11 protein-coding genes and 1 pseudogene are annotated in these 13017 nt (G+C 62.0%); 5 read left to right on the forward strand and 7 right to left on the reverse strand.

Translation table 11 applies throughout. The annotated features are described in order from the left end of the window. The coding region (locus tag QZ149_RS04245; protein WP_291450031.1) for a hypothetical protein at positions 1-232 on the forward strand (232 nt) is incomplete at its 5' end. An 825-nt stretch (positions 233-1057) separates the two neighbouring features. Here the strand turns inward: QZ149_RS04245 and QZ149_RS04250 are convergent. Further along, a complete protein-coding gene (locus QZ149_RS04250; RefSeq protein ID WP_291450032.1) occupies positions 1058-1312 on the reverse strand; it encodes a helix-turn-helix domain-containing protein in 255 nt (84 codons plus the stop codon). 224 nt (positions 1313-1536) lie between these two features. On the opposite strand from QZ149_RS04250, the gene QZ149_RS04255 reads away from it, so the two are divergent. Further along, the gene (locus QZ149_RS04255; RefSeq protein WP_291450033.1) at positions 1537-3312 is read left to right on the forward strand and encodes a P-loop NTPase fold protein; all 1776 of its coding nucleotides are present in this window, start codon (positions 1537-1539) and stop codon (positions 3310-3312) included. Positions 3313-3768: 456 nt separating this feature from the next. Next, a complete protein-coding gene (locus QZ149_RS04260; RefSeq protein WP_291450034.1) occupies positions 3769-4314 on the forward strand; it encodes a GNAT family N-acetyltransferase in 546 nt (181 codons plus the stop codon). A gap of 310 nt (positions 4315-4624) precedes the next feature. Here the strand turns inward: QZ149_RS04260 and QZ149_RS04265 are convergent, their stop codons facing one another. Beyond that, a complete protein-coding gene (locus QZ149_RS04265) occupies positions 4625-4852 on the reverse strand; it encodes a hypothetical protein (protein ID WP_291450035.1) in 228 nt (75 codons plus the stop codon). A 214-nt stretch (positions 4853-5066) separates the two neighbouring features. Between QZ149_RS04265 and QZ149_RS04270 the strand changes: the two are divergent. Beyond that, a pseudogene (locus QZ149_RS04270) lies at positions 5067-6202 on the forward strand (nucleotide disphospho-sugar-binding domain-containing protein). On the opposite strand, the gene QZ149_RS04275 reads toward QZ149_RS04270, so the two are convergent. From QZ149_RS04275 to QZ149_RS04285, 3 genes are read right to left on the reverse strand one after another with little or no spacing between them, the layout of a single operon-like run. Then, positions 6199-6915, reverse strand: coding sequence for a TetR/AcrR family transcriptional regulator (locus QZ149_RS04275; RefSeq protein ID WP_291450036.1), 717 nt, complete (start codon positions 6913-6915; stop codon positions 6199-6201). The pseudogene QZ149_RS04270 and the gene QZ149_RS04275 overlap by 4 nt on opposite strands. Before the next feature lie 22 nt (positions 6916-6937). Next, positions 6938-7699 carry an ABC transporter permease gene (locus tag QZ149_RS04280; RefSeq protein WP_291450037.1) on the reverse strand — a complete coding sequence of 254 codons (762 nt, stop codon included), beginning with the start codon at positions 7697-7699 and terminating at the stop codon, positions 6938-6940. Continuing rightward, the gene (locus tag QZ149_RS04285; RefSeq protein ID WP_291450038.1) at positions 7686-8609 is read right to left on the reverse strand and encodes an ABC transporter ATP-binding protein; all 924 of its coding nucleotides are present in this window, start codon (positions 8607-8609) and stop codon (positions 7686-7688) included. The genes QZ149_RS04280 and QZ149_RS04285 overlap by 14 nt, the downstream gene beginning before the upstream one ends. Before the next feature lie 203 nt (positions 8610-8812). Between QZ149_RS04285 and hemQ the strand changes: the two genes are divergently transcribed. After that, a complete protein-coding gene (gene hemQ / locus QZ149_RS04290; protein ID WP_291450039.1) occupies positions 8813-11059 on the forward strand; it encodes a hydrogen peroxide-dependent heme synthase in 2247 nt (748 codons plus the stop codon). A gap of 92 nt (positions 11060-11151) precedes the next feature. On the opposite strand, the gene QZ149_RS04295 is transcribed toward hemQ, so the two are convergent. Then, complete coding sequence (locus QZ149_RS04295) at positions 11152-12003, reverse strand: alpha/beta hydrolase (RefSeq protein ID WP_291450040.1); 852 nt, start codon at positions 12001-12003, stop codon at positions 11152-11154. After that, positions 12000-13013: an NADP-dependent oxidoreductase gene (locus tag QZ149_RS04300; protein WP_291450041.1), complete on the reverse strand. Its 1014-nt coding sequence runs from the start codon at positions 13011-13013 to the stop codon at positions 12000-12002. Before QZ149_RS04300 ends, QZ149_RS04295 begins: the two co-directional genes overlap by 4 nt. Between the last annotated feature and the right edge of the window lie 4 nt (positions 13014-13017).

A 13017-nucleotide genomic window follows, 5' to 3' on the forward strand; every position in this document is an offset into this window, starting at 1 on the left:
AGCCCGCCTCCAACCCCGCCATGATCGCCGCGCGATCCTCAACACTCAGCATCCGACGACACCCCATGATCAGCCTCCGAACAGCATCACCGCTACACGAAAATTGCTTACACCCTATGACACTGCCGTGGCTTACGATCTTGGGCACGTATCTGATCGGGAACGTATCTTCATGAGAAGCGTTACTCAAATGACCCTTTTGTGGGAGTGTGATCTTATGCAGGTTAAGTGAATATTGTATCGAGCGGCGTTATCTAACGCCGATGCCTAGAGTTGGGTGTGGGCGGACGGTTGCTGGTTCGGATCGCGTTAATCGGTGGTAGCGATGAGTTGGTTGAATGTTTCTGTGGGGGTGCGGTAGTCGAGGATGGCTCTGGGGCAGTTGCTGGTTCGTAGGTGATGGCGTCGAGGTGGGGTTGGTGGCTGGTGATGGGGGCCTTTGTGTGGATAGTGGCGGATGAGACGGTTGGTGTTTTCGTTGGTTCCTCTCTGCCAGGGGCTGTGGGGGTGAGCGAAAACGCGTCCACGCCCGTGTCGAGGGAAGGCGCTGATGGTGGGCCATTTCCCGGCCTTGGTTCCAGGTCAGTGTGCGCATCGCTTGGTCGGGAAGGCCCTGGATGCGGCGGGTGAGCCCGCCGGGCCTGGTCGGCTTTCCTGCCCAGGGGCGGGGCCACGTGATCGGTTAGCGGGTGGTGTGCTCGACCAGGGTCGATGCTCGCGCTGGCCCCGTCTTGGCCGATGATCAGGTCGCCTTCCCAGTTGCCCGGGTTTTTCCGATCTGTAATGTCGGGGCGCTCATCAATCAGCCGCATACCAATAATGGGGGTTTACGCCAGCCTGGGAGGCTTCTTGTGCGTTCACCTACGTGACGGCAAGCAAATACCGTGCTCGATAAGCGTCTTCTTAGGGGGGCATAGATCCCCGTGTAGATCGCCTCGTGGCGGATCACACTGTGGGCGTCGGGGGAAGTATCCATGGTGGGCAGTGTGCCACACGCTTAGGCGCGCAGGCGGTGCGCTGATCTGGTGGGGCGTGTGCCCCTGGAACAAATCAACAATCACGCGGCGGCGAAGAATCGGATTACGATCCAACACTCTCTCTCCTTGGGGCGGCTCCTGGCAGCGCGGGCGGCTTTGCTGGCCTCCTCGGCTCGATACGCCCCATCAAGGCCCGCATGGCGGGCGATCTCACGGCACACCACCGAGGGGCTACGCCCAATCAAACGAGCGATACGGGCCTGAGACAAACCCGCTTCCAGCCCCGCCATGATCGCCGCGCGATCCTGAACACCAAGCATCCGACGACACCCCATAACCAGCCTCCCACAAGCATCATCGCTACACGAAAATTTCTTACACCCTATGACACCGTCGTCGTCTTGAGGACAGTTTGAGTAATTTGATTAGGTGTTGCTCCTGTGCTGACTAAGTCCAATCTGAACAGGTGGCTGGGCGAGTCGTTAACGATCTCGCAGGTATTCTGAGAAGATTGACGAAGTTGTAGAACGATTTTGCCAACCAATCTGGGAGGTCTATGATGACTGAAAATATGGTCAATCAGCTGTTATGTGATGCAATTATTGAATACGTCAAAAGTGATGAACAAAAATATGCTGTTGCAATCCAGGGGCCGTGGGGGTGTGGAAAAACACGGTTTGTGGAGTCTGTGCTGGCTCCTGCATTGAAAAAGAGTGGAAAACGGCTAGTTCGGGTGTCGTTATTCGGTTGTAGAAATGCTGAAGATGTGTACGAAAAACTTGCGGCTGTGTTAGTTCGCTTAGGGGATGGTGATAGAAGAAAAAATAAAAGGGTGATCAAAAATATGCTACGCGTCGCTCCGGGTGTGATGTCATCAGTTATATCTAAAACAAGAGTTCCGTTACAGCTTGATGTCGGACCAAAATTTCTGGTTGATCTTGTTTTGTCTGACAGACATGTCATTGTGTTTGACGATGTTGAGCGACGTTCAGTGGCTTCAGATGAGCTGTCCTTATTTTCTGCGGTGAATGAGCTTGTTGAAGGGAGGGGACAAAAGGTCATCTTTGTTATGGATAGCTTTGATGGAGGGGGTGATAGTGGGCGCTCATTTGATGCTGACGTGCGCGAAAAACTTGTGTGGAGAGTGTATTCCTATCAGCAGGATATTCATTCTTTAGTTTGTGATATTTTTGGAAATTTAAGGTCGGCGGAATTCGATGTCCTTGAGTGTGCATATATGGCCGTTCAGAGAACGGGGTGTGTTAATGCGAGGGCTCTGCAAAAAGCGAGATATTTTCTCGCTGACGTTCTTGAGGAAAGCACTTCTCTAGATTGTGTTATCGATTCTGAAAGACTAAGTCGTGCTGTTATCGACATTCTCGAAATTGCTTTGCTTTTGTGTGAGGGGAAGGTTCCTTCTCGTCCAGAGATTTTGATTGATGATGGGGGGTTGGCTGACATTGATGTTTCTTATATCAGGGCCGAACATCTGTATTATCAATACTGCGATTTGAGATTTCTTGAAGATTATTTCAGTTCGAGTGTTGATGTGAGTAGTGTTGATCTAGGGCGGCGGGTGTGTAAGTATCTGCAGATTCGTTATGGTGGTCCAGTAAAGTCAGCTTCTATTCGTGATCTTGTCACATTGCTGGAGTCTGAATTTCTTGCTCTGTCGGATGATGAGGTCGATTCCATAGTAGCTTGCTGGTCTGACATTCTGTGTGATGGGGTATTTGGCCCTGCTGACATTTGTGATTTGGCTAAGTGGAGCTCCCGTTTCTTCGAGTATGAATTTGAAGGGGCTCTATCGGATGCTGAGTTCGTTATATGTTGTAAGCGCGTCATTCAACGAGATCTGTTTGAGTCTGTGCGCTACTTTTCTAGTGTTGATTATGAAGTGGGGTGTTATAAGTCGTTTTTTGGTCTTTTTAGCGTTTTGTCAGACTATTCGTTCCACTCTTTTTCGCAAGAGATTTCTGATGAAGTGCGCCGATGTGCCGCCCTGGGTATTGGTGTTGAAAGCGTGCCTATGCTTCTGACTGCTGCTTGGCGCGGGGGTGTTCGGTGCATTACCGAAATTTGTCCGTCTGATATCGCGCGCTGTTACATCCTGCTGGGGCCCGAAGGGCAGGAAGAAGTGAAGAGGATATTCTTAGAATTTGCGCGTCAAGGCGAGTGTAGCGATGACCACTTGCTATATTTGAAGTGGGTTAAGAAAATTCGATCTGCGCTCTTGAATGAGGTGGGTGCTGGTCGAATGGCAGAGGTTAGAAGAAAAGAGTTTATCAGGCGTCTAGACGGTATTCTAGATCCGTCGTCACATATCGTTTTTTAGCTCGATCTCGATGACGTTTCGTTAGGTGAGTCTTCATTGACATGAAGCTGTCGTCCTTGTAGGGCATTGTGGTTTCCTGTTGGCTGAATGCCTGGCATTATTGCTGCTGGCGGGATAAAGCTCGCGGTATTCGATCCGTGGAGAGCGGCGGCTCTAACTCCTTACAGAGCTGCTCGCGTGTGTAACACCCAATGTTAGCAGCCGTATCAGCGTAGCGAGATTCTGTAGGTCCTAATTGTATTCTATTGCTTCATTATGCTGATTTGCAATGGTGCTGGCCTGAGTGGGTGATACTGCTTGAATGATGTTGTTTCTGCCGATGGATGTCGTTAGTGGGGCCGGGCGCTCGGTGCAGGCTGAGGGCGCGTGAATGTGGTTACCTCAGGCTGACAGTATGCTGCGGGGCGTTCACACTGTTGTCAAGAACCGTGTGGCTAGGGAGACAAGGGGCTGAAGATGAGGTACGCCGAAACGGTGCTGTTAAAGGGTGGGGTGGAACTCCTCGTGCGGAACGCCGTCGCGTCGGATGCCCGCGCGCTGCGTGACATCATGCAGCGCACGCACGCGGAGACCGACTACCTGCTGTCCTATCCGGACGAGCAAAGCGTCGACGATGAGCAAGAAGCGCGCTCGCTGGCGGAGACGGAGCGCAGCGACAATGAGGTTGAGTTCGTCGCCATCCTCGATGGGCGGATCGTGGGGAGCGCAGGAGTCACGGCGTTGGGCGGTCGGCGCAAGTTGGCTCACCGGGCGCGTTTCGGGATCAGCGTCCTCAAAGAACATTGGGGGATGGGGATCGGTCGAGTGCTCATGGAATCGTGCATCGACAGTGCGCGCCGGGCGGGCTACACCCAGCTCGAGCTCGAGGTGGTGGCTGGTAATGAACGCGCGCTGTCCCTGTATCGGCGTGCGGGGTTCGAGGAGTATGGGCGCAACCCACGTGGCTACCGGTCTGTGTCCTCGGGCTACCAGGAGCTCGTGCACATGAGGCTGGAGCTGTAGCGCTCCGGAGGGTAGCTGGCGGTTATGTGCCTAGCTTGAGGAGCCTAGAACCCCAGTTCCATGCAGACCTGCGCGTGCGTGTAGCGTCTGCCATTGTCGGCAGCTACAGCAGCGTGCAGATCTTCTACCTGGCCAAGGAAACATCGATCGCTGTGACCATGTCAGCCTCGGCATGTGCGTCTCCGCGCTCTCCTGCGTGATTCGCTGGTTCGCCGCCCCCCTCCCAGTCGATTCTGCTCATGATGAAAACCTCCATCTCAGGGGACTCACGATGTTGGGCCCTGCACTCAGGATACGGTGGCCACGCCGCTCAGTCGACGTTCTCGTACCAGATCTGGCGCATGGGGACGCCCTTGTCGAAGGTCCGGGTGGAGCCGTCCTGGAAAGTGACCTCAACCTGCTCCTTGTCCTCGTCCTCCGGGTCTTCGATCCAGTCGACCCAGTTGATGACGGGTGAGAGTTCGCCGTTGTCCTCGACGATTCGATAGCCTTCGCCCAGCAACTCGGACATGACGTCCTCGATCTTATCGGCGTTCATGGGGGACCTTCCTTGCGTCAGTGCGTGGGCGCGCTGCGAGCGCGCGCGATTGAGAACCAGCTTAGCTGCGATGCGCCCTAGGCTTATCCCAAGACTCGGCTCAGGCCTCGTTTATGGGGAAAACGAGGCCGTGGCGGGGGTGTGGCGCTCGGTGAGCGTCAGCGCTCTGTTGCGGGCGGCGTACCCTTGAATCGTGAAGGTTCTCGTCGTTCCCATGGTCGCCCGCTCGCGGATGGGCGGGCCGTGGTCGCGCGCGCAGCGCATCGCCCGCGCCTTCCAGGATGGCGACCACGAGGTCGTGCTCGCGTGGGGAGACGACGGCAACTGTGTCAATCCCATCGCGCCGACGCTCGAGATTCCGGTGCCCTCACCCCTCGGCCTTCCCGAGGCCATTACCCGCCATACCTTCCCCCTGGCCTCACGCCTCGGCCTCATGGGCCGTAAGCCCGTGCGCAGCTTCGAGGAGGTCCTCTGGCTGACCGGCGCCCTCGACGAGCGCTATACCCGTACAGCCGTCAATACGCTCCACGCCCACATGCGTGCCATCCACCCCGACGTCGTCTACTCCGAATTCAGCCTCGCCGCCGTCATCGCCGCCCGCGCCGAGGGTATCCGTGCGTGGGTAGTGGGTCGCAGCCGACGACCGCCACCTACGCCTCCAACCCGCGCAAATCCGCGGGAATTCGACGCCTGCTGTGCGAGATGGGCATGCCCGCCCCGGCCTCGTCCCTGACTGTTCTTGAGGGGATGCGGCGCCGCTTCATCCCGAGCTGCCCGACCCTCGAACCACGGGCGGGGGAGCGGGCCGTCTACTGCGGGTTTCTGGACGAGCCGCCCGCACTGACGGCCATGCCTCGCGATTGCGCGCTCGTCTACCTCGGTGCGGGCAGCGTGCCTGCGGGCGTGGCGATCCGAGCCGGGCAAGAACTCGCCGATGCCCTCGGCTGCGACGTCTATGTCGCGTGCGTCCCCGAGGCCGTCCGTATCTCAGGGGGCTACACGGTGGCCTGCGCACCCCGCTTCGACTTTGCTGAGCTCCTGCCACGAACCCGCGTCTTCGTGCACCATGGCGGGCAAAACTCGGTAATGGACGCCCTGTCCTACGCCGTCCCCCAGGTGCTCGTCCCGGGGCGCGTCTTTGAACGCCAATTCAACGCCGAGGCCGTGGAAAGTGCACGCTGCGGCCTAACCGTGCGCGAGCCCAAGCCGACGCTCATCGCACGCGCCGCCCGCCGACTCGTTGTCGATGAACCCGCCCTGACCTCGGGAATCCGAGGGCTGCGCGCGGAACTGTCCTCTCTGGGCGGCACCAAACGCATCGTGCGCGAGGTCGAAAAGCTGGTCAGCTAGGCCCAGCCGCGCAGGATCGCCTCCAGGCCTCGCTCAAACTGGGCGTTGAAGTCGTAGCGGCCGTCCAGGAGGTCTTCGATGAGCGGGCGCAGCGCCTGCGCATCCTCGGGATCGAGTGCGGCGCTCGCGGCCGACAGATCGGCGGGTTGTTCGGGGGAGCCGCCCACGGGCGGAACGACTTCGGCGGCGACGAATGCCGTCGTGTAGATCGACACGGCGTTGACCAGCCCCAGCATGTCCGCGTTCGGCGTGAAACCGTGCCGGGCGAGCGTCACGAACACTCGCGCCAGGAGCGCGAGCTGCTCGGGTGTCGACATCGGGTGCGTGAGTAGCAGCATGACCGCGCCCGGGTGGGAGCGCAGTGTCGACGCCAAACAATGCGCGTAGGTGCGCATGTACGTCAGCAGGGGCGAGGCCTGGGGATCCCCGGTCGGCTCACCTGTCTCGTTCGTCGGTGTTGCCGCCACGCCGACCGACCCGGCGTCCACGCGGTCCAGGAACGACTCGAACGTGAGCCGCCAGACCTGCTCGGCGATACCCTCCAAGAGCGCGGCCTTGTCGGGGAAATGGCGGTAAAAAGCGGCCTGGGAGACGCCGAGGCGCTTTCCCAAAGACCGCAGGGATAAAGCGGAGAGTCCCTCCTCGTCAACCAGGTCGAGCGCGGTCGACAAGATGATGTCTCGCGATAGTGCGCGCTGGCGTGACGACGGCATGGACTCTCCGCTTCGGTGGCTATTACTCCCTGTGATACCGGAACTGTATCAGTGCCATCCCCGCGATCACGGCGAAGAAACCCCACAGGACTCCGATACGCGTCCCGACGTCTGACAGACTCGCTCCATCCAGGCTCACCTCGTGAATCGCGGTGATCGCCCAGTAGGCGGGGGACAGGTGTGCGGTGTGCTGCGCCCAATCCGGGAATGAAGAGACCGTGGAGAAAGAACCGCCGATGCCGGCCGCCAGCATGCCGATGATGTTCGACAGGGACAAGGCGGCGTCGCGGCTGCGCGACCACAGTGCGAGCGCGACGCCGAGCGCCGACAGGACGGCCGAGAAACTGAGGAGAATCGCGGCGAGCGCTAGGAGAGATCCGGTCGGTCGGTACCCGAAGATGAGGGCGCCGAGCGCGAGGACAACCGCGATCTGGACGGTCTGCATGAGGAACGCGACCAACGCCTTACCCGTCAGGATGGACGCGCGTGAGGTGGGGGAGGCCTCGAGGCGCTCCCATGTGCCCCACGAGCGTTCGTTGAAGAACGAGCCGATGATGTTCTGCACGGCCAGGAATGAAAAGAGGATCGCAATCGACGGCACCGCCTGCTCGGCTCCCGTGACGCCCGTGTAGCCGTCGGCCAGAAGCATCGACTTGAACGCCGGCATCATGAAAGGGATCAGGACCAGGGGGATCACCGTCAGGATCAGCGTGGGTGCCGGGTCGGTGAGCTGCAGACGAATATTGAGGCGGGTCATGGCTCCGATTTGCTTAAGCTGCGACATGGTCACTCTCCTTGATGATCTGCAGGTACGCGTTGTGCAGGCTCGCCTGCGTGATGCGCACGTCCATCAAGCGCACGCCTTGAAGGGCGGGTGAGGCCAGGGCTTCGCCGATCTGCGAACCCGGGTCGGCCTCGTCCCCGATGTGCCGGAGCGTCCTTCCGTCGGCGCTCCAACCGTCGAACGAGGCGACGGGGCGGTCGAACTCGAGCGTGACCTCGGCGCGCGCGTGGTGAGAGACGATCTCTTCGAGCGTGCCGCTCGCGACGATGCTCCCCTCGTTCAGGATCGCGATGTCGGACCCGAGCTCCTCGAACTCGGCGAGGTAGTGCGAGGTGTAGACGACGGCTGCACCCTCATCGGCGAGCTGACGGACCGCACACAGGATCTGGCTGCGCGCCTCCACGTCCGCGCCGACGGTCGGCTCGTCCATGAAGACCAGGCGCGGGCGGTGCATGATCGCCATGCCCGCGTGGAGCCTGCGCTGCTGTCCGCCCGACAGGTGTGAGGCGCGCTGGCCTCGTTTCTCTGTGAGGCCGAGGAGTTCCATGACCTCACCCGCGCGAGAGGCGGCCTCGCGTCGGCCGAGTCCGTGCAACTCGCCGAAGGCCACGAGGTTCTGGGCGACGCTCAGGTCGGGGTAGATGCCCAGCTCCTGAGGCGCGTATCCGATCAGCCGTGCGGCGTTGGCGGACGCGGGCCGGTGGCCGCAGATGTTGGCGGTTCCGGAGTCGGCTCGGCGTAGGCCACACAGGATCGTGATGAGCGTGGACTTGCCGGCCCCGTTTCGTCCGAGTAGCCCGAGTATCTGACCGGGTTCGACGAGCAGGTCGACCCCGCGTAGGACTTCGTGGGCGGCGTAGCTCTTGTGGATTCCCTGGGCGTCCAGGGCCGGAGCGTGTGGTTGTGACACGGTATTTCTCCCATCGGTTAACGCTGTTAACTTTGTGTCGCAGGAAAGGTTAACAGCGTTAACTTGTGGATGCAAGGCGGTTCTGTGTGCAGGGGAGAACTACTGATTTACTGCGTTTTTCTGACAATCTGTCGCTGCGTGGGGGAGGGAAGCGGCCCTACACTGTCTCCTCGAGGCCTGAAGGAGGACTGAAAGTGCCAGGTATGGATACCTACGACGCGATCATGCTGCTGTCCTACGGTGGCCCGGACGGCACGGACGACGTCCTGCCGTTCATGCGCAATGCGACGCGCGGTCGCGGAATCCCCGACGAGCGTCTGCTTCAGGTTGCCGCTCACTACAAGCGTTTCGGTGGTATTTCGCCCATCAATGCCTGCAACCAGCGCCTGATCGCGGACTTATCCGCGGAGCTTGCCAGGCGCGGACACGATATCCCCGTCGGATGGGGAAACCGCAACTGGCACCCCTTCGTCGCCGAAGGCCTCGACGAGCTCGCCCAGGCGGGTGCCCGGCGCATCCTCGTCCTGCCCACCTCCGCCTACGCCTCGTACTCGGGATGCCGCCAGTATCGCGAAGACCTCGCCGAGGCCGCGGAGGCCCTGCGCGAGAAGTGGGGCGACGTCGTCCTGGGGGCTGAGGACAGCGCCGACAATCCCGACGCCGACATCATCCTGGACAAGGTCCGCCCCTACTACTCGACCCCCGGCATGGCGAGCGCGCAGATCACATCCGTCCGGCGCGCCTGGGAGTCGCTGGCGGCGCGCGGCGTCGACCCGGCAGGGATTCGCCTGATCTTCGTCACTCACTCCATCCCTATGAGCATGGAGGCGGGGTCCTCGCCCTTCCTCTTCCGGTCCTCGATCGACGAGGCCACACCGGCCTCGGGCGGACGCGCCGAGCAGCAGGGGAGCGAGGCCTCGTCGCCGGCGGGAACGCCCGCAACCGAAATCAGCTACGTCGCCCAGCATCGCGCCCTCATCAGCGCGATCATGCCGGAGCTGAGGCGTGTCCTCGGGCGTGCGGATCTGGGCTACGACCTCGTGTATTGCTCGCGATCCGGACCCCCGCAGGCCCGCTGGCTTGAGCCCGATATCAACGACTTCCTCGAGGAAATCGCCGCGGACGCCTCATCTGATGCCACGGCCTCGGGTGCTGTGAATGCTAAGCCGCTGAGCGGCGTTGTGGTCGTCCCCATCGGGTTCATCTGCGACCACATGGAGGTCGTCTACGACCTCGACACCGAGGCGAAGGAAACCGCCGCGCGCCTGGGGATCCCCTACGAGCGCGCCGATACCGTCTCGACCGACCCTGGCTTCGTGTCTTCCCTGGTCGACGTGCTCGAAGAGCGCGCGGCCCAAGCGCGAGGCGAGAGGTCCACGCGCGTCACTGTGACCGGCACCGGCCCCTTCCACACTGTCTGCCCGAGCGACTGCTGCCTCTCCCCGGCACGCCCTGGCCACCCCGCACCTGCCGCCGGGAGCGCCCACCCCGGCACCGCACACGCCCCTCATTCTTCCGGCGCGCCCGCCCGAGCCGCCGGTCAACCAGCCCCAACCCAGGAGGACTCCATGTCTACCCCGCATCCCCACGCCGTCGTGCCGCCCCAGCAGAACCCGGAGAACCCGGGACATCCCGCGGGAGTGCCGGACCGTGTCGGTGAGCACGCCGCGCGCCACCAGGCCCGCCACGCGGGCACCGAGGCGACGCCCCACTCGCACGCCGCGCACGCCCGCGTCACCGACCCGCGTGACGCAACGGACATCGACTTCGACGAGGTCAACAACAAGCAGCACTACGCCCTCTACTCCGTGTTCACACTGGGTGAGTCCCTGCCCGCCGACGACGGCGAGCGCACCCGCATCGTCGCCGAATCCCTGGAGTACGTGAAGGGCGCGGGTGCGGAAATCCGCGGCTTCTACGACGTGTCCGGCTTCCGCGCCGAGGCCGACCTGATGGTCTGGTGGCTCGACGACGACCCCGAAGTTCTGCAGGATGCCTACCACCGTCTGCGCGCCAGTGCCCTCGGCAAGTTCCTGGACCCGGTGTGGTCCTGCATGGGCCTGCACACCCCCGCCGAGTTCAACAAGCGCCACATCCCCGCCTGCTTCGGCGGCGTTGCACCCCGCGACTGGGCGATGGTTTACCCCTTCGTGCGGTCCTACGACTGGTATCTCAAGGCCCCCGAAGAGCGCGCACGCATCATGGCCGAACACGGTCGCAACGGTTTCGCCCAGTACCCGGACGTCAAGGGTTCGACCCTGTCCGCCTTCGGTTTCTCCGACTACGAGTGGGTGCTCGCATTCGAGGCCGACACTCTCGACCGCCTGGAGGGCGTCATGCACGCCCAGCGCTACACCGAAGCACGCCTCTACGTACGTGAAGACACCCCGTTCTTCACGGGGCCGCGCGTGAGCCTCGGCGAGTGGGCGGAGCGCCAGCCCCGCGCATAGGGGCCTCGTCTATCTGGCAGCCAGCCCCGGCCTCGTCCCTGAATAGCGGAACGAGGCCGGGGCAGGGGAGACGGGTGGGTGCCGCTGGGGCGTCAGCTCTCCGAGTCGGCGTCCGCCAGGAACTCGTTGACCTCGGCGGTGAACTCCTCGGGGTTTTGGAAGAGCGATCCGTGACCGGCGTGCGGGTAGATCACCAGGTGCGAATCCTTGATGCGCCCGTGCATGTCGTAGGAGTTTGGGGTTGGCACCATGTCGTCGGTGTCCCCGTTCACGATGAGGGTCGGCATCGTGATGAACGACAGGTCGTCGGCGGGCGCGGTGCCCCAGCGCTTGATCGCGCGCAGCTGGCGCAGGAAGGAACGCACGGCCATGGGCTTGTCCGCGTGCTCCTTCGTGCGGGAGCCGAGGCGGGCGAGGACCTTACGTGCCTCCGCCTCGCCGTGTGCGTCATGCGTGTAGAAGATGTACCGCTTGGGATCCGTGCGGTGCAGAGCCGCGCGGAACATGTAGCGCATCGTCGTCGGGGTGACCTTGTCGATGCCCAGACCCGCGCGCGGACCCGTACCGACCAGGATGAGGTGCTCGACCAGGCTGGGATCGTGGCGCACGACCTCCTGAGCGATCATCCCGCCCATCGATAGGCCCAGCAGGTCGACGCGCCCGTAGCCCAGGCCTCGGACAATGCGAGCCGCCTGCTGGCCCGCCTCCTCGATGGTGGCGGGAACGGTGCCGCCGCTGGCGCCCACGCCCGGCAGGTCCACGAGGATCAGGTGGCGGCTCTGGGCGAGCTGATCGACCGTGCGCGGGTCCCAATTATCCAGGTTGGCAGCCAGGTGCACGAGCATGACGAGGGGGAGGCGCGAGGCGCCCGCGGACATCTCGCGGTAGGCGATCTGCGTGCCGTCGACGGTGATGAACGAGGTGGGGGTGGTCAGGTAGCTCACTGGAAGTCTCCAATGCGAACGATGGTCTTGCCCTGCGAGCCGCCGGCGCGCACCTTGGCCAGGGCCTCGTTGATCTGGTCGAGGGTGAAGGTCGCGTCGATGGACGCCGTCAGCGGACGCTCGGCCGGGAATAGGGAAGCGATGTTCTCCAACTGTGCGCCGTCCTCGTGAACGAAGATGAAATCGTAGGTCTGCTTCTTGCGCGCGGCCATCGCGTCGTACTTGCGGCCCGCGAGGGACAGGAGGAAGCGCTTGTACCAGGGAAGTCCCATGCGTCGGGCGAAACGGCCGTTGGGCATGCCGCGCAGCGACACGAGGCGGCTGCCCTCCTTCAGGATCTTGAACTCGGTCGGCAGCTCGCGGTCGCCCAGCGTATCGAGCACCAGATCAACCTCGGACAGGACGTCCGCGTAGCTCTGCTTCTTGTAGTCGATAAAGATGTCCGCGCCGAGTGCACGCACCCGCTCCTCGTTCTCTCCGTTGCCGTTCGTGGCGACCGTCAGGCCCAGACTCTTGGCGACCGGAATCGCCATCGCGCCTAGGGAACCGGTGCCGCCCGAAATGAACACCGTCTGGCCGGGCTTTACGTCCATCAGCTCAAAGGACTGCATGGCAGTGAGGGCCGTCAGCGGGACGGTCGCCGCTTCCTCCAGGGAGAGGTAATCGGGGACGTGAGCCAGTGCGCCGGCGTCCACGGCCGCAAACTCGGCGAACGCGCCGATCTTGCCCAGAGGCATGCGTCCGTAGACGCGGTCACCGACCGCAAAACCGGTCACGTTCGCGCCGACCTTCTCGACGGCGCCGGAAAACTCGTTACCCATGACGAGGGGGAGAGCGTAGGGGGTGATCAGCTTGACCTCGCCGCGCATCATCATGTTGTCCAGCGGGTTGACCGCCGCGGTGTGGATCTTGACGAGCACTTCGTCCGAGGCGGGGGCGGGGGTGGGGATCTCGCGTACTTCGAGGTCGGTCGCGTTCTTGTCGTAGCGGGTGAGAATAGCTGCCTTCATGATG

The organism is Actinomyces sp. ICM47, assembly GCF_905369875.1.
Classification (GTDB): Bacteria; Actinomycetota; Actinomycetes; order Actinomycetales; family Actinomycetaceae; genus Pauljensenia.

Bases quoted from the DNA above. Each gene is read 5' to 3' on its own strand.
- QZ149_RS04250 (WP_291450032.1), bottom strand. From the start codon at position 1,312: ATGGGGTGTCGTCGGATGCTTGGTGTTCAGGATCGCGCGGCGATCATG.
- QZ149_RS04255 (WP_291450033.1), top strand. From the start codon at position 1,537: ATGACTGAAAATATGGTCAATCAGCTGTTATGTGATGCAATTATTGAA.
- QZ149_RS04260 (WP_291450034.1), top strand. From the start codon at position 3,769: ATGAGGTACGCCGAAACGGTGCTGTTAAAGGGTGGGGTGGAACTCCTC.
- QZ149_RS04265 (WP_291450035.1), bottom strand. From the start codon at position 4,852: ATGAACGCCGATAAGATCGAGGACGTCATGTCCGAGTTGCTGGGCGAA.
- QZ149_RS04275 (WP_291450036.1), bottom strand. From the start codon at position 6,915: ATGCCGTCGTCACGCCAGCGCGCACTATCGCGAGACATCATCTTGTCG.
- QZ149_RS04280 (WP_291450037.1), bottom strand. From the start codon at position 7,699: ATGTCGCAGCTTAAGCAAATCGGAGCCATGACCCGCCTCAATATTCGT.
- hemQ (WP_291450039.1), top strand. From the start codon at position 8,813: ATGGATACCTACGACGCGATCATGCTGCTGTCCTACGGTGGCCCGGAC.
- QZ149_RS04300 (WP_291450041.1), bottom strand. From the start codon at position 13,013: ATGAAGGCAGCTATTCTCACCCGCTACGACAAGAACGCGACCGACCTC.